21 protein-coding genes are annotated in these 20,753 nt (G+C 37.2%); 7 read left to right on the top strand and 14 right to left on the bottom strand.

What is annotated here, in order from left to right:
* Positions 1-190: 190 nt before the first annotated feature.
* The 4 genes from RMO03_RS12365 (at position 191) to hemN (ending at position 6,383) form a co-directional block, all read left to right on the top strand.
* Complete coding sequence (locus RMO03_RS12365; protein WP_309642416.1) at positions 191-1,588, top strand: tetratricopeptide repeat protein; 1,398 nt, start codon at positions 191-193, stop codon at positions 1,586-1,588.
* A gap of 10 nt (positions 1,589-1,598) precedes the next feature.
* Entirely contained in the window at positions 1,599-2,333 is a 735-nt protein-coding gene (gene aroE, locus RMO03_RS12360; RefSeq protein WP_309642415.1) for a shikimate dehydrogenase, read from the top strand.
* Positions 2,334-2,577: 244 nt separating this feature from the next.
* Entirely contained in the window at positions 2,578-4,893 is a 2,316-nt protein-coding gene (locus RMO03_RS12355; protein WP_309642414.1) for a DUF349 domain-containing protein, read from the top strand.
* 125 nt (positions 4,894-5,018) lie between these two features.
* The gene (gene hemN, locus RMO03_RS12350; RefSeq protein ID WP_309642413.1) at positions 5,019-6,383 is read left to right on the top strand and encodes an oxygen-independent coproporphyrinogen III oxidase; all 1,365 of its coding nucleotides are present in this window, start codon (positions 5,019-5,021) and stop codon (positions 6,381-6,383) included.
* A 7-nt stretch (positions 6,384-6,390) separates the two neighbouring features.
* Here hemN and RMO03_RS12345 read toward each other — a convergent pair whose 3' ends face one another.
* The 9 genes from RMO03_RS12345 to RMO03_RS12305 form a co-directional block, all read right to left on the bottom strand.
* Positions 6,391-6,621 carry a DUF465 domain-containing protein gene (locus RMO03_RS12345; protein ID WP_309642412.1) on the bottom strand — a complete coding sequence of 77 codons (231 nt, stop codon included), beginning with the start codon at positions 6,619-6,621 and terminating at the stop codon, positions 6,391-6,393.
* A gap of 25 nt (positions 6,622-6,646) precedes the next feature.
* Entirely contained in the window at positions 6,647-7,348 is a 702-nt protein-coding gene (locus RMO03_RS12340) for a sulfite exporter TauE/SafE family protein (protein WP_309642411.1), read from the bottom strand.
* 1 nt (position 7,349) lies between these two features.
* Positions 7,350-7,829 (bottom strand): FixH family protein, encoded by a 480-nt coding sequence (locus tag RMO03_RS12335; RefSeq protein ID WP_309642410.1) that lies wholly within the window; start codon positions 7,827-7,829, stop codon positions 7,350-7,352.
* Positions 7,830-7,835: 6 nt separating this feature from the next.
* A complete protein-coding gene (gene ccoG / locus RMO03_RS12330) occupies positions 7,836-9,254 on the bottom strand; it encodes a cytochrome c oxidase accessory protein CcoG (protein ID WP_309642409.1) in 1,419 nt (472 codons plus the stop codon).
* Between the two features lie 3 nt (positions 9,255-9,257).
* A complete protein-coding gene (locus tag RMO03_RS12325) occupies positions 9,258-10,193 on the bottom strand; it encodes a cbb3-type cytochrome c oxidase N-terminal domain-containing protein (protein ID WP_309642408.1) in 936 nt (311 codons plus the stop codon).
* Positions 10,194-10,202: 9 nt separating this feature from the next.
* Positions 10,203-10,373 (bottom strand): CcoQ/FixQ family Cbb3-type cytochrome c oxidase assembly chaperone, encoded by a 171-nt coding sequence (locus tag RMO03_RS12320; RefSeq protein ID WP_309642407.1) that lies wholly within the window; start codon positions 10,371-10,373, stop codon positions 10,203-10,205.
* Positions 10,374-10,377: 4 nt separating this feature from the next.
* Complete coding sequence (ccoN, locus tag RMO03_RS12315) at positions 10,378-12,567, bottom strand: cytochrome-c oxidase, cbb3-type subunit I (RefSeq protein ID WP_309642406.1); 2,190 nt, start codon at positions 12,565-12,567, stop codon at positions 10,378-10,380.
* A gap of 2 nt (positions 12,568-12,569) precedes the next feature.
* Complete coding sequence (ccoS, locus tag RMO03_RS12310) at positions 12,570-12,758, bottom strand: cbb3-type cytochrome oxidase assembly protein CcoS (protein ID WP_309642405.1); 189 nt, start codon at positions 12,756-12,758, stop codon at positions 12,570-12,572.
* A gap of 119 nt (positions 12,759-12,877) precedes the next feature.
* Positions 12,878-15,250: a heavy metal translocating P-type ATPase metal-binding domain-containing protein gene (locus RMO03_RS12305; RefSeq protein ID WP_309642404.1), complete on the bottom strand. Its 2,373-nt coding sequence runs from the start codon at positions 15,248-15,250 to the stop codon at positions 12,878-12,880.
* Positions 15,251-15,360: 110 nt separating this feature from the next.
* Between RMO03_RS12305 and RMO03_RS12300 the strand changes: the two genes are divergently transcribed.
* On the top strand, positions 15,361-16,041 hold the full coding sequence (locus RMO03_RS12300) for a Crp/Fnr family transcriptional regulator (RefSeq protein WP_309642403.1): 681 nt from the start codon (positions 15,361-15,363) through the stop codon (positions 16,039-16,041).
* A 194-nt stretch (positions 16,042-16,235) separates the two neighbouring features.
* On the opposite strand, the gene RMO03_RS12295 is transcribed toward RMO03_RS12300, so the two are convergent.
* The 5 genes from RMO03_RS12295 to ruvX form a co-directional block, all read right to left on the bottom strand.
* Positions 16,236-16,472, bottom strand: coding sequence for a hypothetical protein (locus RMO03_RS12295; protein WP_309642402.1), 237 nt, complete (start codon positions 16,470-16,472; stop codon positions 16,236-16,238).
* A gap of 134 nt (positions 16,473-16,606) precedes the next feature.
* Positions 16,607-17,380, bottom strand: a complete 774-nt coding sequence (gene mazG, locus RMO03_RS12290) for a nucleoside triphosphate pyrophosphohydrolase (protein WP_309642401.1) — start codon at positions 17,378-17,380, stop codon at positions 16,607-16,609.
* A gap of 111 nt (positions 17,381-17,491) precedes the next feature.
* The gene (locus RMO03_RS12285; RefSeq protein WP_309642400.1) at positions 17,492-18,010 is read right to left on the bottom strand and encodes a DUF5606 domain-containing protein; all 519 of its coding nucleotides are present in this window, start codon (positions 18,008-18,010) and stop codon (positions 17,492-17,494) included.
* A gap of 46 nt (positions 18,011-18,056) precedes the next feature.
* Entirely contained in the window at positions 18,057-18,644 is a 588-nt protein-coding gene (gene def, locus RMO03_RS12280) for a peptide deformylase (protein WP_309642399.1), read from the bottom strand.
* 219 nt (positions 18,645-18,863) lie between these two features.
* Positions 18,864-19,280 (bottom strand): Holliday junction resolvase RuvX, encoded by a 417-nt coding sequence (ruvX, locus tag RMO03_RS12275; RefSeq protein WP_309642398.1) that lies wholly within the window; start codon positions 19,278-19,280, stop codon positions 18,864-18,866.
* A 185-nt stretch (positions 19,281-19,465) separates the two neighbouring features.
* On the opposite strand from ruvX, the gene RMO03_RS12270 reads away from it, so the two are divergent.
* Both RMO03_RS12270 and RMO03_RS12265 read left to right on the top strand, forming a co-directional pair.
* Positions 19,466-19,852, top strand: a complete 387-nt coding sequence (locus RMO03_RS12270) for a hypothetical protein (RefSeq protein ID WP_309642397.1) — start codon at positions 19,466-19,468, stop codon at positions 19,850-19,852.
* Between the two features lie 80 nt (positions 19,853-19,932).
* A complete protein-coding gene (locus RMO03_RS12265) occupies positions 19,933-20,748 on the top strand; it encodes a 2,3,4,5-tetrahydropyridine-2,6-dicarboxylate N-succinyltransferase (protein ID WP_309642396.1) in 816 nt (271 codons plus the stop codon).
* Positions 20,749-20,753: the final 5 nt, after the last annotated feature.

Genomic DNA, 20,753 nt, shown 5'->3' with positions numbered 1-20,753 from the left:
AATCCGGCTGTTCGTTCCTATCTTTTGCGCCGAACGCCAGCACAAAAGGATAACCACTGCCATCCGGGCTAGGACAACAGATCTCAGTAGCCATATTTGTTAATTAAATTGTTCACAACAATTCCAGACTTTTCCCACATCTAGTATAACTTTCCTAAATTTATTTTAGGATAATTTTAAACCCAAAGCTATGCAATTAAGCGACGAAGAAGACGATTACAACTTATCCTTGTCCAAATTCGAGTCGATGTTGAAAACCAACAAAGTACTCTTTTTCGACTCCGAGGAATTTGAGGAAATCATCCTGCATTATCTCGATATGGGTAAAGCCTCATTAGCCAAAAAAGCATTAAAGTTAGCCCTCGAGCAACATCCCAAATCAACCGGATTAAAGCTGGTTCAGGTAGAAATGTTGATCTACGAAGACAAACTCGATAACGCCGAAAAACTACTCAACGAACTTTTCGCGATCGAACCCAACAACGAAGAAATCTACATCCAAAAAGCCAGCATTTATTCTAAACGCGACGACCACGAAAAAGCGGTAGAGTTGCTAAAAACGGCACTCCAATATACTGATGACTACGCCGATGTCTATAACCTAATAGGAATGGAATATCTGTTTATGGACAATCTCGAATTGGCAAAAGAAAACTTCATCAAGTGTCTTGAAGAAGATGTCGAAGATCAAGCCGCATTATATAACGTGGTGTATTGCTTCGAATTCTTAGACCAAAACGAAGAAGCGATTCAATATCTGAACCAATACATCGAGAAAAACCCATACAGCGAAATCGCCTGGCATCAAGAAGGCCGTTTGAATTATGGTTTAAAAAGATACCCGGAAGCCTTACGAGCATTCGAATTTGCAACATATATTGATGATGAATTCCTAGGCGCTTTCATGGAAAAGGCCAAAACTTTAGAAAGATTAAAACGATACGAAGAAGCCATCGAAAGCTACAACCGAACCATCGAACTCGATGATCCGACTTCATACGCTTTATTGCGCATCGGGAAATGCCACGAGAAATTAGGCAATAAAGTGCAAGCTTTAAAATTCTTCAACAAAACGGTACATGAAGATCCGTTGTTAGACAAAGGCTGGATTGCCATTACCGATTTTTATGTACGTCAGAAAAATTTCCAAAAAGCGTTGTATTACGTCAACAAAGCGTTGAGCATTGACAACGAAAATCGCTTTTACTGGAAACGTTACGCCACAATCAACAAAGAATTGAATTTCTTCGAAGAAGCCGAACACGGTTACAGAAAAGCCGTAGAATACGGAGATTATATGCTCGACACTTGGTTGTTTTGGGTTGATATTTTGCAATTCTTAGGCGAATTCGATAGCGCTATTCAAACTTTATTGCAAGCTTCAGAATATTTTCCTGAAGAATACGAAGTCGAATACCGTTTGGCAGGTTTGCATTTGATGTTGCAAGAAACAGAAAAAGGTAAATTTCATTTAAGCAATGCGTTGCGTTTGAATTTCAAAAACCGCATGCTCTTAGAACACCTTTTTCCGGTAGTTTGGGAAATGAAACTCGTGCAAAAAGCCATCGAAAAATATTCAAAAAAATAAACCGAAAGCCATGAAAATATATGGTTTGATTGGTAAAAATATTGACTATTCCTTTTCAAAAAAATACTTTACGGAGCGTTTTCTAAACACGAATGCGGTCGATTGTATTTATGAAAATTTCGATATTAATACGATTGCCGACTTTCCATCAATAATTCAAAATAATCCTGATTTGATGGGATTGAACGTGACCATTCCATACAAAAAAACCATCATTCATTACTTAGATTCTTTATCTAAAAAAGCCACGCAAATCGGCGCTGTAAATGTCATTCGATTCACTAAGAAAGGAAAGTTAAAAGGTTATAATTCTGATTGTTATGGATTTAAAAAAGCATTGCAAAGTGTACTGCAATCGCATCATCAAAAAGCATTAATTCTGGGCACCGGTGGCGCTTCTAAAGCGGTGGCTTTTGCGTTGAACGAATTGGATATTCCGTATGCTTTTGTATCAAGAGAAACACTCGAAAACACCATTACTTACGAACGAATTAACGCAACAACTTTTGATAATTTTCAGATTATCATCAATTGTACGCCTTTAGGAACAATTCCAAATACCAAAGAATTCCCTCCGATTCCTTATCAGTTTTTTACCGAAAAACACCTTGCTTTTGATTTGATTTACAATCCTGAGGAAACCCAGTTCCTAAAAAGAGCAAAGAAAAAAGGAGCCTTAACCAAAAACGGTATGGACATGCTGGTTTTCCAAGCAGAAAAAGCTTGGGAAATTTGGAATCGATAAAACTTTCTTATTGCATCAACAACTACAACTAATTCAATGACCTAGCCCAGATAGGAACGGCATCCTTTTGTGCCGTTGTTCGGCGCAAAAGATATAGTGGATAGCTGGATAAAGCTCCTGAAAAAATCACTTCATAATATCAAATTGCTATAAATAGAGGTTTTTCTTTGTATTTTAAAGTGCCTTTACTATCTTTCGCATTCCAAAATTGGAAAACCAATAATAAACCTTAAACATTTTAGTAATGTTAGAAGAAAAGAATGATAGCCTGTCGCATGTGAACAACGAGACAGATGGAAAATTAGAATCTGTTTTACAAGAAACGCAAAGTACTGAAAATGAAGATACTGCTTTATCTTCTGAAGTCAATGAGTTTCCAACTGCAGCAACAGAAACCGTCGAAGAAGTAGTGTTGGAAGAAACTACTGTGGAGACAACTCAAGAAGTTGTACTTGCAGAAGAACCACTTCCTGCAGCAAACGAAACATCGGTTGAAGAAGTGATAGCGGAAACTCCTATTGTTGAGGACAATATACCAATGGCTGAAGAAACAGTTGTTGAAGAATTGCCAACAGCAGCAGAACCTGAAGCGGTTGCAGCAGAAGTTCCAATGGCTGAAGAAGCAGTTATTGAAGAAAAACCCAAAGCTAAAAGAACCAAAAAAGTGATTGCCGCTGAAGTTGAAAATGCAACTCCGGAAGCTGTAGATAACGAAACGGAAACTTCAGAAAATCTTGAAACTATTGCTACTGATCATGACATCATTTCAGCGATCACCGATGTGAATGCTGCTGAAAGTGAAGATGAAACAGTACGTCATGAAGTTCCGATGCAAGATTACGAAACCATGTCGATGGACACACTCGTAACCGAACTGGAAGACCTTGTTGCTTCCGATAAAGTCATGGCGATTAAAAACCATATTGAGGAATTAAAGAATGCTTTTCTTGCCAAATACCATCATTTTATTGAAGAAAAGAAAGATGAGTTCCAAGCTGAGAATCCCGATTCGACGGAAGATTTTCATTATCATTTGCCATTAAAAACAAAATTTGATCAATTATACAGTCAATATCGAGATCGTAAAAACAAACATTTTAAAAGTCTCGAATCCAATTTAAAAACGAATCTCGAAACGCGTTTGGCGATTGTTGAGGAATTGAAAAACCTCATTAATCCGCAAGAAAACATCAAGGATACGTTGAAGCATTTCAATGAACTTCGCGATCGTTGGAAAACTACAGGTCCGATTCCGAAAGACAAATACAACCATGTTTGGAATAATTATCACTTTCATGTAGAGAATTTTTATGATTATCTGCACTTAGATCGTGAAGCTCGAGATGTTGATTTTAAACACAATTTAGAGCTAAAACAAAAAATAATTGCGCGTGTGGAGGAATTGGTTCACGAAGAAGACATCAACAAGTCATTCCGTGAGTTGCAAGATTTACACCGCATTTGGAAAGAAGATATCGGTCCGGTTTCGAGAGAACATCGTGAAGAAGTTTGGAATAAATTTAGCGATTTAACCAAACAAATGCATGACAAACGAGAATTGCTTTTTGAAAAATTAAGAGCCGGAGAGCAAGAAAATCTCGAACGTAAAAAAGAAATCACCGCCCGTATAGAAGTTTTAGCACAAGAAAAAGTCAACAGTCATGCAGCATGGTCGGCTCAAGTAGCCAAAGTCGAAGCGGCCAGAAACGAATTCTTCTCAGCCGGAAAAGTACCTAGTGAATTGAACGAAGAAACTTGGGCGAATTTTAAAAATGCCGTTCGCAGTTTTAATGTACTCAAAAATTCTTTTTATAAAGACATCAAAAAAGATCAAACTACCAATCTCAATTTGAAGCAAGCCTTAGTTGCAAAAGCCAAAGAATTGCAAGAAAGTACAGATTTTGCAGCAACGACACCGCTGATGAAGCAAATTCAGGAAGAATGGAAAACGATTGGTCATGTTCCGAGAAAATATTCCGATCAATTGTGGACGGAATTCCGAGGAGCTTGTAATGCTTATTTTGAAAAATTAAAAGAACAGAAAACAGAAGAGAATTCAGAAGAAGTTGAAGCCTTTGAAAAGAAGAAAGCCCATTTAGAAACACTAAGAGCCTTCGAAATGACGGGCAATCACAAAACCGATTTGGATGCCATTAAAGCCCATATTGAAAGTTGGAAAAGCTATGGTAAAGTGCCATTTGGAAGACGCCACATTGAAGGAAAATTCAATAAGATCCTCGATGCATTATTCGAAAAATTAAGCTTGAGCAAAAAAGAAACTGACATGATGCGTTTCTCCAATCGCGTTGGCAATTTATCGGATGGCAATGATACTCGAAAATTAGAAAATGAAAAGATTTTCTTGATTCGAAAAATCGAAGAAGTGCAAAACGAGATTTTCCAATTGGAGAATAACATTCAGTTTTTTACGAATACCAAAAATGCTAAGAAAGAAAATTCGATCGTATTAGAGGTTCGTAAAAACATAGCCAAACACAAAGAAAGCCTTGATGTTTGGAAAGAAAAACTCAAACAATTGCGCAGTATCAAACAAGAATAAAAACCTTATTGTTTATAATCAAAAACCTCATATTGAAAAGTATGAGGTTTTTTTATGCATATGATATTTGTCATCTTAAATTTCGCTGAGCACAATTACTTTTGAGTATTGAAATTAGATGCATCATGAAACATTTCTTAATCCAAAAATATAACGTTCCCGGGCCGAGATATACGAGTTATCCAACTGTTCCTTATTGGGATGAAAGCCATTTCAATACTGACATTTGGATGGAAACACTAAAGAAATCGTTCAACGAAAGCAATGCTACTGAAGGCATCAGCCTCTACATTCATTTGCCGTTTTGCGAAAGCATGTGCACGTTTTGTGGTTGCAACAAACGCATCACTAAAAATCACAATGTTGAACATCCTTACATCGAAGCCGTTTTGAAAGAATGGGTTTTGTATTGCCAGCTTTTAGGCGAAAAACCAACGATTAAAGAAATCCATCTTGGTGGCGGAACACCTACTTTTTTTTCAACCCAAAACCTTGAAGATTTAATCAATGGGATTTTGAGTCACGCAAACAAAGCTAAAGATTATGAATTTAGCTTTGAAGGTCATCCCAACAACACAACCCGATCGCATTTGCAAAAGTTATACGATTTGGGTTTCAGAAGAGTCAGTTTTGGCGTGCAGGATTATTCTGAAAAAGTGCAAAAAGCCATTCATCGCGAGCAATCTTTTCACAATGTGGCGAAAGTTACTTTTTGGGCGAAAGAAATCGGATACACTTCTATCGGGCACGATCTCATTTTTGGTTTGCCGTTTCAAACTGTAGAAGATGTTATCGATACGATTGAAAAAACCAACGCACTTCACCCCGACCGCTTGGCATTTTACAGCTATGCGCACGTTCCATGGATTAAGGGCAATGGGCAACGCGGATTCAAAAATGAAGATGTTCCCAAAGACGATTACAAAAGAAAACTTTACGAAATCGGCAAGCAATTGCTATTCGAAAATGACTACCACGAAATCGGTATGGATCATTTTGCTTTGAAAACCGACAGCTTGAATGAATCTTTTATGAATGGCAAACTACACCGTAATTTTATGGGCTACAGCAATTCAAAAACGCAATTGATGATTGGTTTAGGCGTTTCTTCGATTAGCGACAGTTGGTATAGTTTTGCTCAAAACACAAAAAACTTAGAGGATTATTATCAGATTTTAGAATGGAATAAATTACCTATTGTAAAAGGACATTTGCTTACGACTGAAGATTTAACCATCAGAAAACACATTCTAAATTTAATGTGTCAATTTGAAACTTCATGGGAAAATTCATCTCAAACTTTCGACGGAATTCTCGAAGTCATTGATCAACTTCGTGAAATGGAACGTGATGGTTTATTGATTATTGGAAAGCATGGCATCAAAATCACAGAAGCCGGAAAACCTTTCCTTCGCAATATTTGCATGGCATTCGACCTAAGACTCAAACAAAAAGCACCCGAAACAGAATTGTTTTCGATGACGGTTTAGCAACTTATTATTTCCTGATTAAAGCATACATTTCATCTTTAATGAAAAGAAACTTAATTTTCAATTCTTTGAAGATTTCGTCGGTGGCGATTTCATTACCCATATTGATGCGGTGAATTTGATGCTCTATTTCATGATATTCATCAAACAATTTTCTAAAATAAGCATCCGAAATTTTAAGTTCGTGAATTTTATCTTGATGCTCTGGGAATTCGTGTAATAAATCGTGCTTTTCCATAATTAAAATTGTTTAGGGTTAATAATTAATGACAATTGGGTTGTTGCTGTACAAATAAACTCATATCTGATGGTGAAATAAACGGAATTCCCAAACCCAATCCTCTGAGAATAAATAAAACGCCTATAATAACCGTCACATATGGAATGACTTTTTGCATTTTATTTCGAAGTGGAATCGTCAAAAACGAATTCATATACACCACTACGCTCATCATGGGCACCGTTCCCAATCCAAACAAAATCATATACAATACACCGAAACCGGCACTTTGCATAGCAATGGCACCAAACAGCGCGACATACACCAAACCGCAAGGCAGAAATCCGTTGAGCAAACCAATCGTAAATAAAGAACGGTAACTTTTGTTTTTAAACTGTTTTCCTAATGCCGATTTTACTTTAGAAATCATTTTAAAAACCGGTTTGGAAAAATTGTAACGTGCGAATAATTTCTCCGGAATTAAAATTACAAAAATAATAGCAATGCCCACAAAAACAGACAATTGTTGTTGCATACCGGCCATAAAAAAACCTTTCCCTAACATTCCGAAAACCAATCCAATGCTCGCATAGGCAGTCAATCGTCCGAAATGATACGTGAAAATTTGTGTTGCTTTTTTGGCAGGATTATTAGCATCTACAGGCAACATCATCGCAATTGGGCCACACATACCAATGCAATGCAAGCTGCTGATGAGTCCGAAAATGAAAGCTGTATACAACATGTTATTGAATGTAAATACTTTGTTTCAATCGATAATCTTTACCTTCATATTGCCACGCTAAAGTAATGTCCCAAAGACCGCCCACCAATTTTGATTTAGGTATGAGCAAAGTTGGACCAGAAGTCGAAATAGGTATTTCAAAATCTAGTTTTTTGTTAGACGGTCTATACAAGGACACTTTCCCTTTTAATTTTTGTGGTGTAAAAGTCGGTGGAAATGTAATATTGACAACTTCTGAAAGCTGGGTTATCGTTGGTTTTTCAGCCAAATCATGAGCGTTTTGCACCTGCGTCATTTCTTCTCCAAAATGTGCATCGTGTTTGTAATATTCTTCGACCACCAATTCGTTATCGTATTTGGAATTCGATTGTACTTTAAACACAAAATATAAAATGAAGGTCATAAATAATGCAAAAGCAATAACAATCGAAGTGCCCCAATTGATACTAAAACTTTTCTTTGGTTTGATATCTGTAATCATTTTCGTTTAATTAAAAGTTCTTGGACTTAGGAAATTAGTTGTCGCGGTTTCAATTTTTTTATGGCCATTGAATACTTCTATTTTGAGTTTCGTTTTATCGTTTTCTAGCAAGTATTGATTGATTTCTACGAATAAAGTGCCTTTTGCTGAACCTTGTTTTTCAATTTTAAATTCCTGTTCACCGACAACCTTAATAGTGCCATTGATGTTTTTCAATTTGAAATGAATGTCATTAAAATCAGCATTGGTTTTATTAATGATTTTGAATGTATAAATATTGCTGATGTTGTCACCTTTGTGCTGAAACAACTGCCCAGGCAAACGCAAAACAGTAGCTTCGACTTCAGCTCTTAAAAACAATAAACCGGTTAGAATTCCCATAATAATGAATAACACAGCGGTGTAACCTTTCATTCTAGTGGTAAACTTGAACTTCGATTTCTTTTCAATTTCATCTTCCGAGGCAAATCGAATTAATCCTTGCGGCAAACCAACGCTGTCCATAATCGTATTGCATTCATCGATGCAAGCCGTGCAGTTGATGCATTCCAATTGCGTTCCGTTTCTAATATCAATGCCTGTTGGACAAACATGCACACATTGATGGCAATCGATACAATCGCCTTTTCCTAGAGCCGCTCTGTCTTCTTGCTTTTTGAATTTGGCGCGACCCACTTCTTTCTCACCACGCACAAAATCATACGCTACATTAATCGATTTGTTGTCTAATAAAACACCTTGCAAACGACCGTACGGACAAGCAATAATGCACACTTGTTCACGAAACCAAACGAAGATGAAATAGAAAACACCGGTAAAAATCAATAAGGCAATTAAGGTGCTAACATGCGTCATTGGCCCATCTTCAACCATTTGAATCAATTCATCACTGCTGATTAAATACGCCAGAAATACATTGGCAATTCCAAAAGAGATGATGGCAAAAACCATCCATTTTAAAGCTTTCTTTCTGATTTTCTCTGCATTCCATTCTTGTTTGTCTAATCTGATTTGTGCGCCGCGATCGCCTTCAATCCAGTATTCAATTCTTCTGAAAACCATTTCTAGGAAGATCGTTTGAGGGCAAATCCATCCACAAAAAATACGTCCGAAAATAACTGTAAACAAGATGACAAAGACGACACCTACTATCATAAACAACACAAACAGATAGAAATCCTGTGGCCAAAAAGGGAATCCGAAAAGATTGAACCTGCGCTCAAGCACATTGAACATCATAAACTGATTCCCATTAATTTTCACGAATGGATTCGCAACCAATACAATCAATAAAAAATAACTAACCCATTTGCGGTAATCATACCATTTACCGGACGGTTTTTTGGGGAAAATAAATTTCCGTTTCCCTTGCTCATCTATCGTAGCAATGGAATCTCTAAACGCGTCATCGGGTAAGTTAGACATGATTTATTTTTTAATTGGTGCAATATCAGCAGCTGTTACTGCGGCTACAGTTACCGGTTTAATATCATCAACCCAAACTTCTCCATCAGGCGCTTTCGGATCCTTCGGATGCGTGCCTTGCAATGACAAAACATAACTCGCCACATGCTGAATATCTTTTGGTTTTAAAGTAGCTTTCCAAGAAATCATGCCTTTTCCATCGCGTCCGCCATTGGTAATGGTATGGAACACGTTTTTGATTCCGCCACCTAAAATCCAATGATCGTCGGTTAGGTTAGGCCCGATTTGCCCTCCGCCATCAGCTCGGTGACAAGCCACACAATTGGTGGTGAATATCGATTTTCCAATCGCCAATTCAGCCGGATCAGTCAACAAGGTTACTGATTTTTCATCCATCAAATCAGGTGCGGTTTTCATATATTCTGCGACATCGATTTTAGCTTGTGCCATTTCTTTTTTGAGTTCCATTTCCTGATTGTCGGCGCCCATAATGTCAAAACGTACCATATAAATTCCAGCGAAAATAATAGTTCCGTAGAACAGATAAACCCACCAAGGCGGCAACGTATTATCTAACTCTTTGATGCCGTCGTAATCATGGTGAAGCAGTATACTCGTTTCGCTTTCTAAAGGTTCGGATTTGGTCAGTAACTTCATTAGTTTTTGAAACCAAACGCTATCTTTAATACTAACGTGAACAGTCTCTTCCAACATTTTTTTCTGCTCCTCTGTGAGTAAATGATACGTAATATTATCTATAGCACTTACCGTAATTTCAATCGCAATTAAAAGGAAAAGAAATACAAATAAGAAAACGGAAACCATTGGGAATTTGATAAATGCTGGTCGATCTCCTGAGTCAATGAAATATTCTAGTGCCATCATAACACTGAAGAAAATCACAGGAACTCTAACGTAAACTGGAATTAATTTTTTCATCACTTATACTTATTTATCGTTTAATGGAATTTGACTCAATTCATTAATTTTTTCTTTTTTGTATGAGAATACCCATGCGCCAAGCACTACAAAAAAGACGAAGAAAATCAATAGCGATAGTATTGGATAGATGGCCACGCCGTTGATGGTTTCTAGATTGTGTTTGATTTGTTCGAACATGATGTTATTTTTTAAGGTTGTCTTTTACTTTAATATCGGTTCCCAATCTTTGAATGTAAGCGATTAAGGCAACGACTTCTCTTTGATGCATCGGAACAAACTGTTCGCCTTTAGCTGCCGCTTTTTTCTTGCTGTCTTCATAGCTTTTAACGAAATCCGGATCGGAATATAAATTCGTTTCAATGAGCATCGATTGTTCTTTGATGGCTGCTTTAGCATACGCAATTTGAGCATCGGTATACGGAACACCGAGCGTTTTCATGGCTTTCATTTTATCTTCGATGTTGGTAATATCGAGTGGTTTGTTATCGAACAACCATTTGTAAGAAGGCATAATCGAACCCGAAGAAATGCTTTGCGGATCCCAAAAGTGATTGAAATGCCAGTTGTCGTTATACTTTCCTCCTTCTCTGAGCAAATCCGGACCGGTGCGTTTGGAACCCCATAAGAATGGATGGTCATACACAAATTCACCTGCTTTAGATTGCGGACCGTAACGTTCGACTTCACTTCTGAAAGGTCTTACCATTTGAGAGTGACAGCCAACGCAACCTTCACGGATGTATAAATCACGACCTTCTAATTCTAACGGTGTATAAGGTTTGACACTCGCTATGGTTGGAATATTCGATTTGATCATAATCGTTGGTACAATTTGAATCACACCACCAATTAGAATCGCAACGACTGCAAAAATGGTCAATTGAATTGGGCGTCTTTCCAACCAAGAATGCCATTTTTCACCTTTCATTCTGCCATTGCTGATGCGTTGTAAAGCCGGTGCTTGTGCCGCTTCGTCTTCTACTTTAGAATTGGCTCTTACGGTTTGGATGATATTGTAAACCAATACCAACATTCCGATTAAGTAAAGCGTTCCACCCACGGCACGAATCGTATACATTGGGATAATTTCTTTGACTGTTTCGAGGAAATTTCCGTAGGTTAATGTGCCGTCAGGATTGAATTGTTTCCACATCGAAGCTTGTGTGAATCCCGCGACATACATCGGAAGCGTATACAATATGATGCCCAAAGTACCAATCCAGAAATGGAAGTTCGCCAATTTTAATGAATATAATGGTCCTTTAGTAAGTTTTGGAATCAAGTAATATATCATACCGAATGCCATAAAACCATTCCAAGCCAAAGCACCTACATGCACGTGTGCAATAATCCAATCGGTGAAATGCGCAATGGCATTGACATTTTTTAAAGACAACATCGGACCTTCGAAAGTTGCCATTCCATAACCTGTAACGGCTACAACGAAGAATTTTAAAATCGGTTCTACACGCACTTTATCCCAAGCGCCACGAAGCGTCAGCAATCCGTTGATCATACCACCCCAAGATGGCGCAATCAACATGATGGAAAAAACGACTCCTAAGTTTTGCGCCCAATTGGGTAACGCAGAATACAATAAATGATGTGGTCCAGCCCAGATATAAATAAAAATCAAAGACCAAAAGTGAACGATTGACAATCGATAAGAATACACCGGACGATTCGCCGCTTTAGGAATAAAATAATACATCAATCCCAAAAATGGCGTCGTTAAAAAGAAAGCTACGGCATTGTGACCGTACCACCATTGCACTAATGCATCTTGCACACCTGCATACACAGAATAACTTTTTAAAGCTGAAACTGGTAATTCTAAACTGTTGAAAATGTGCAATACCGCAACCGTTACAAACGTGGCGATGTAGAACCAAATCGCAACATACAAATGGCGTTCTCTTCTTTTCAGAATTGTACCAATCATATTGATTCCGAAAACAACCCAAATAAGCGCAATCGCGATATCAATCGGCCATTCTAATTCAGCATATTCTTTGGAAGTTGTGTATCCTAGTGGTAGCGAAATAGCTGCTGCAACAATAATCAATTGCCAACCCCAAAAGTGTAAGTTGCTTAAGAAATTGCTAAACATTCTGGCTTTGAGCAGACGTTGCAGAGAATAATAAATCCCTGCGAACATCGAATTGCCTACAAAGGCAAAAATAATCGCGTTGGTATGTAAAGGTCGTAATCTTCCGAAACTCAACCACGATATACCGTCGGTGATATTCGGAAACAGAAACATGATGGCCAGTAACAGCCCGACTAACATTCCTACTACACCAAAAAGAATGGTTGCATAAAGGAATTTCTTTACAATTTTGTTGTCGTAATAAAATTGTTGCATTTCCATAATTAAATTTGTTTTTCTTCTGTTTGTATTGATTTTGGTTTTTCTGCGGTGAGTTCATCATCGAAAAGCATGCGCACCGATGGTGTATAATCATCATCATACTGTCCGGTTTTGACGGCTCTGATGAAGGCAATAAAGAAAATAATCGCTACGATAATACTGATGGAGATTAATAGATAAATGACACTCATACCTTAAGTTTATGTTTTCAAAATTACCTTGACTTATTTTTAAATAATATGACATTTGTCATACTTACACATTTGTATTAAAACAGATACTGTTTCATCATTTCAACTTCTATATAATGCTATTTTTTTCTTGCATAATAATTACTCATCAAGGTCACGAAACTCACAATCGTAATCGTACTCAACGGCATGATGATAGCCGCAACCAAAGGGAGTAAATTCCCTGTTATGGCGAACGACAATCCGACTACATTGTATAGCAATGACAGCGTGAAACTCATATAAATCGTGCGCATAGAATTTTTGGAAAGTTTTAAAAAGTAATCCAATCTTTCGAATTGGGTGGCGTCTAAAATCGCATCGCAAGCAGGAGAAAACACATTGACATTTTCAGAAATAGAAATACCAACATTGCTTTGTGCTAATGCTCCGGCGTCATTCAAGCCATCACCTACCATCATCACATTATGCCCTTTTGATTGTAATGCTTTTATAAATTCAAGTTTTTGTTCGGGCTTTTGGTTGAATACCAATTCGGTTCCGATGGGCATTATCTGTTCTAAAACGCCGCGTTCGCCTTCGTTGTCTCCTGACAAAACTTTGATTTGATACTGTTTACTTAACTTTTGAAATAACACTTCCAAACCTTCGCGATATTGGTTATTGAAAATGAATTTTCCAAAATAAACATCATCGATTTTAATATGAACGACAGTCTGTTGTATGGTATCAACTTCATTCTTTTCGACAAAAGCATTCGATCCAATTTTGATTTTGACATGATCGCAAATCGCTTCTATGCCTTTTCCTGTGATTTCTTGAAAGTAAGTAACTGTAATCGGTTTTCCATTGGGAAAATAATCATACAACATGCGACTTAAAGGATGATTGGATGCGCGCAATACACTTTTAATCCGCAGCTGTTGTGCTTCAGAAAGTGCTTTTCCTTCATACGAAATCGTCGCGGAATGATTCGTTGTGATTGTTCCTGTTTTATCGAAAACCAACGTATCTACTTTTGCCAATTGCTCGATGACTAAAGCGTTTTTGAGATAGAACTTTCGCTTTCCTAAAATCCGCAGAACGTTGCCAAAAGTAAATGGAGCTGTTAAAGCCAAGGCGCACGGGCAAGCTACGATGAGCACTGCTGTGAATACATTAAAAGCAATATCCGTATCAATAAAAATCCAATAGCCAAATCCTGAAAAAGCAATCAATAATAATATGGGGGTGAAATATTGGCTGATTTTATCGGTAATGGTTTTATGCTTTTGCGTGACGCTTTTTTGAAACACATCGTTGCTCCACAATTGCGTCAGGTAACTTTGGGAAATGGTGTGCAAAACTTCCATTTCGATGACTTTGCCGATTTGTTTGCCGCCAGCATAGACTTTATCGCCGGAATGTTTAGTGATTGGAATGGCTTCACCAGTGACGAAACTGTAATCGAGTTCGGCTTTTTCAGAAATTAAAATGCCGTCAACGGGAATGAGTTCTTGGTTTCGAATCAACAATCGATCGCCTTTTTGAATGTCATACACCGGAATGCTTTCTTCGATATTGCCTACAACTCTAGTAATCGCAATTGGGAAATAGGATTTGAAATCGCGTTCGAAGCTCAAAAAGCTGTAGGTTTTAATCTGAAACATTTTCCCTAAAAGCATGAAAAAAATCAAACCACACAGGCTATCAAAAAAACCTGAACCGTACTTAAATGCAATATCTACGGTGCTTCGAACAAACATGACGATAATTCCTAAAGCAATCGGAATTTCGATATTGAGCATTTTGGCTTTGATGCTTTTGTAGGCTGCTACGTAATAACCACTCGCGGAATAGAAAAAACTCGGAAGTGATAAGGCAAAAATCAACCAGCGAAAAAAACCTTTGTATTGGTCGAGCCAAAACTCTTTCACATCGAAATATTCTGGAAAAGAAAGCAGCATGATATTGCCGAAACAAAAGAATGCAACACCCAATTTATAGGTTAGACTGTGGTCTGTTTTAATTTTTTCTGAATCGTAATTTTCTAAACTGATGTTGGGTTCATAACCAATCGAGTTCAATAAATAAACGATTTCCTTGAGTGAAACTTTGGTCGGATTGTAAGTAATTCTAACTTTCTTTTCTGGGAAATTTACTTGCGAAGTGCTGATGCCTTTTTGAAGACGCTGTAGATTTTCCAAAATCCAAATACACGAACTGCAATGAATATAAGGAATGTGCAGCGATATAATAGCGGTTGCATCTTCTCGAAACTCAAGTAGTTTGCTAACGATACTTTCATTGTCTAAAAAATCATATTTTCCTTTAATCTCTAATGGTGTTGTTCCAGGGGATTTTTCGAAATCATAATAACAAGTCATGTCATTGAGACTGAAAATTTCGTAGACGGTTTTACATCCGTTGCAACAAAACTTTTTGTCATCGAAAACAATTACATCTGTTTTTATACTATCCAATCCACAATGGAAACAAGGGGATGTGTCCATAATTTTGCTCATTTTACCTGATGCAAAGTACCTGAACAGTTGTTCATTAAAATATGATATTTGTCATACTTAATGACTAAATTTACGGTGCCAATAAATCCCCAATAATTATGAGCAAATGTGAACAATGCATCGTTAGAGAATTCAGTTCTTTGAAAGCGCTTGGGAAAGACGAACTTATTAAAATGGCGCAATGCAAAACTTCGCATACTGTCAAAAAAGGCGCGGTCATTTTTGAAGAAGGTGAAAATGTCAACGGAATTTACTGCATTAAAGATGGTATTTGCAAACTTACAAAGTTGAGTTCGAATGGCAAAGACCAGATTGTTAAGCTCGTTAAAAAAGGAGAATTGTTAGGCCAACGTTCGATGATTAGTGACGAACCTGTAAATCTTACCGCAGTAGCTTTAGAAGATATGGAAGTGTGCTTTATTCCGAAAACGGAAGTCATGGGTTTCTTTAATGACAATAATAAATTTTCGATGAATGTCATGCAAACCATTTGTGGCGATTTGAAAGATGCCGACGATCATATGGTTTCTTTAGCCCAAAAAAATGTAAAAGAGCGATTGGCGGAAACGCTCATTTATTTAGAAGATACTTTCGGAAAAAATACAGACGGTTCGTTGCACATTCAACTGTCAAGAGAAGAATTGGCGGGCATCATTGGTACTGCTACTGAGAGTTGTATTCGGTTATTATCGGACTTCAAAAAACTGGGATTCATTACTTTGGAAAGTAAAAAAATAACCATTCTTGACCGCAATAAATTGAAACGCTTGTCGGAATAATTGTTATAGTTTCTTGGCTTCATTCCAAAAAACATCCCCAAACACACAGAAAGCCTTGATGTTTGGAAAGAAAAACCCAAATAATCGAGAAGCATCAAACAGGAATAGTTTAAAATTCATATAAAAATAAAAGCCTCGCATCAAACGATATGAGGCTTTTTAATTTTATAAAAGTATTGTAAAATCAAATACAATTAAGCTGCGTTAATCTTTTCCGCATAGTATTGTGCCAGTTGCACAAAAGTATTTCTGGCTTCACTGCTTGGATCCTCAATACAAAGCGTGATGACATTTAAAAAATCTTTTTTATTTTCAGAATCATCTTGGGTTTCTTGAACCAATGCTATAATCTTATCTGCAAAAATATATCGTTGTCCGATTCTTTCTGATACTAAAAGATTAAGTGCTAATGTAGTAATGCTTGTTGTCATAGTGGGGCTATTTTGGGGATTAATGAATTATTTCTCAGCTAAATTATATTGGAAAAAGCATTCTCAAATTTATTTTCGATAAACTGTTTAAATAATCGTTATAGCCCATCAGGGAAGTCGATCAACGATAATTTTTACAATTTTTTAGCTTCATTCCAAAAAACATCCATTTCAGCCAACGACATATCCATTAGTGGTTTGCCTAATTCGCCGGCTTTGCTTTCGAGATATTGAAAACGTTTGATGAATTTTTTATTGGTGCGCTCTAGTGCATCTTCGGGATTGACATTTAAAAACCTAGCATAATTGATCATCGAAAACAAGACATCACCAAACTCTGCTTCAATTTTTTCTTGATTGCCAATGGCTACTTCGTCTTGCAATTCCTGCAATTCTTCCTGTACTTTATCCCAAACCTGATGCGGTTCTTCCCAATCGAAACCAACACCTTTGACTTTATCTTGAATTCTACTGGCTTTCACCAACGCTGGTAATCCCGCAGGAACGCCTTCTAAAACTGAGGTTTTGCCTTCTTTGAGTTTGAGTTTTTCCCAGTTTTGTTTGACTTCTTCTTCGTCTTTCACTTCAACATCTCCGTAAATGTGCGGATGCCGATGAATGAGTTTTTCACAGATTTCATTGCAAACATCAGCAATATCAAACGTATCACTTTCGCTTCCTATTTTGGCGTAAAAAACAATGTGCAACAGCAAGTCGCCGAGTTCTTTTTTGATTTCGTTCAAATCATTATTCAATATCGCGTCGCCCAATTCGTAGGTTTCTTCAATCGTTAAATGGCGCAGTGACTCGAGCGTTTGCTTTTTATCCCAGGGGCATTTTTCGCGCAAATCATCCATGATGTTTAAAAGGCGTTCGAAAGATTGCAGTTGGAGTTGTCTTGAATTCATAGGAAAGGTTTTATTTCATCAGTTCGGCCTTATGGCTTCGGGTTGTGTAAAAATAAGAAATCCTGCCACGAAAAACATCGAGACAGGATTAATTTATAACAGTTTGTAAGATTACTCTTTTTTTGTTTTTGGCTTTTTAGGAGTCGCTGCTTTAGCTTCCGTTGATGCCGCTTTCTTTTGTTTGGCTTCCGCTACTTTCTCTTTCACGATTTCCTCTACTCTGGCTTCCTCAGCAGTATTAGGCTCTTCTTTAGAAACCAACCCTTTTGATTGTAGTATATTGTACCAATTCAATACTTTCTTAATGTCTGAAGGATACACACGATCTTCGTCATAATCTGGTAGAATTTCTTTAAAATAAGCCACCAATTTTGCGCTGTCTTCCTTATGAGAAATTGCTGCACCGTTATCTTCTTTGGTTGCAATGGCGCGCATTACTTCGGCTAAAGGCTTTTCAGCATCATGGGTGTAGATTGAGATTTCGGTTAGTAAACTCACATTGCTTCTCAATCCAACCGTTACTTTTTTCCCGTCTAATAAAGATTCTGCAACAAATCCGGTACGTGTTTGCATTTTCAAAGCATAGATACCTGGCATTCCGGATATGGCTAATATTTTTTCTAAATTCATTTTTATTAATGTTTATTCGTTGATTTGGTTAATCGTATTTATAAATTTATCTTCCTTTTTTGACGGCATATTTCATTTTATACTCCGGTCGTGTCTTGCCTTCCATAATGTTTTGCAACTTTTTTTTGATGAGTTGCTTTTTTAAAGATGAAATATGGTCGGTGAATAAAATGCCTTCAATGTGATCGTATTCATGCTGAATCACACGTGCGATTAAGCCATCAAAGACTTCAGTTTTAGTATTAAAATCTTCATCGCAATATTCGATGGTGATTTTTTCATGGCGATACACATCTTCACGCACTTCGGGAATGCTTAAGCAACCTTCATTAAAACCCCATTCTTCGCCTTCTTCTTTAACCATTTTGGCATTGATGAAAGTACGTTTGAAGTTTTTCAATAGCAATTGTTCGTCTTTAGAAAGCTCATCATCTTCACTAAACGGAGCAGTATCAATGACGAACAAACGAATCGCCAAGCCAACTTGTGGTGCAGCAAGACCAACGCCGTATGCATTATACATCGTTTCATACATGCTTGCAATCGTCTCATTCAAATTAGGATATTGAGGTGTAATCGCCTCACACAATTTTCTCAAGACCGGATCTCCATATCCTATAATAGGTAAAATCATGATGCTGGTTTTAAATTATACTCGAACAGCACAAAGGTTTTGCTAAAGTAGTCGGCAAAAATAGTGAAAAAATGCACATACGATAATGCGAAGGAAATAATTAGTATTTTTTTATAATTTGTGATTAGGAGCTGTTTCCCGCTATCCGTTCCCAAACTTTGCCACCGAACAACGGTGTCAAAGGTTTTCCTCTGCTATCGGGGCTAGGCACTCATTACATCAGATCATCTTTCTAGTCAAATAATCTTGCAACATAATAGTAGCAGAAATTTCATCAATCAATCCTTTATTTTGGCGTTGTTTTTTCGATAATCCGTTATCAATCATCGACTGAAAAGCCATTTTGGAAGTAAAGCGTTCATCGACACGAATAATCGGAATATCCGGGAACTGTTTTTCCAATTGAAACACAAAATTTTGAATCATGGCAGCACTTTCAGAAGGTTGACCATTCATTTGTTTAGGATCGCCAACCAGTATTTTAATGACTCTTTCTGTAGTGAAATACGATTTCAAAAAAGCGAATATGGTTTCAGAAGGAATCGTTGTTAATCCCGAAGCAATAATCTGCAATTCATCTGTGACAGCAATACCAGTGCGCTTTTGTCCGTAATCTATAGCGAGGATTCTAGGCATTTTTATAACTTAAAATTAGATGTGATTTAATTTTTTATCAAAGATAGTATTTAAACTCAGTCGCGTTTTCAAAAAAGTTATCAACATTGTTTTTATTAGGTTGTTAAAAAATAATCCTTAAAAAATCGACAAAACGCACGATAACTCAGATAAAATGCCTTAATTGCACTACCAAATCGAAATACATGACTTTTAGAAGCCAGTTTTTTTTATACATCGTTTTACTTTCTTATTGCGTTAATGCGCAACAAAAAATCTTCTCCTACAATCAGATTCAATCCAGAAACAACATTCAAGAATGGGGTAAATGTGAAACGATTAGTACTCAAAAAGCGGAATTTACCGCTAACGAAATCAATTTAAAGATTGATAAAAACTACCATCTAACGATTCTTTCTAAAACAGATTTACCTGATAGAGGCACCATCTATTTGTGTAAAGATGAAAAGTCAAACCCAATTACCGTAATGCTATTTGACAATATCAAAATGTATTTGTACGCCAAAACCAAACGCTTTTTAATCAATTTTGAGCATACTTCAAGCTTGGGACAATTGGCAGATTCTGATTAATTAGAAAATCTTCACTTTATTTATTTTTAGCGTATTCCTATTTTAAAAAATGCCACTATATTTGTGAAAATTCTTAAAATATGAACCAACTCCGTACCATTATAGAATCCGCTTGGGATGATAGAAATCTACTTCAAGAAGCTACAACAACTGCAGCCATCCGAGAAGTTATCAATTTACTAGACGCCGGAACATTGCGCGTCGCTGAACCTATTGCCGGCGGTTGGCAAGTAAATGAATGGGTGAAAAAAGCAGTCGTATTGTACTTCCCAATTCAAAAAATGGAAACTTTCGAAGTGGGTATTTTCGAGTATCATGATAAAATTCCATTGAAAAAAGGTTATGCTGAAAAAGGAATTCGTGTGGTGCCGCATGCTGTTGCAAGACATGGTGCTTACATTTCTAAAGGCGTGATTTTGATGCCGAGCTACGTCAATATTGGTGCTTATGTAGATGAAGGCACAATGGTAGATACATGGGCAACGGTTGGAAGCTGTGCTCAAATTGGGAAGAACGTACATTTAAGTGGTGGCGTGGGTATCGGTGGTGTTTTAGAACCACTTCAAGCCGCACCGGTTATTATAGAAGATGGTGCGTTTATAGGTTCACGTTGCATCGTCGTGGAAGGTGTTCGTGTTGAAACCGAAGCTGTTTTAGGCGCCAACGTCTGTTTGACAGCATCCACTAAAATCATCGACGTTACCGGCCCGACGCCAATCGAAATGAAAGGTATTGTGCCTGCCCGTTCCGTAGTGATTCCTGGAAGTTATACCAAGCAATTTGCAGCAGGAGAATACCAAGTGCCTTGTGCTTTGATTATTGGGAAAAGAAAACCATCTACCGATTTGAAAACTTCTCTGAATGACGCATTGAGAGAATATGATGTTGCGGTGTAAACATA

It is taken from the genome of Flavobacterium sp., from assembly GCF_031411595.1.
Classification (GTDB): Bacteria; Bacteroidota; Bacteroidia; order Flavobacteriales; family Flavobacteriaceae; genus Flavobacterium.
This window is presented reverse-complemented; position numbering and strand designations above follow the sequence as displayed.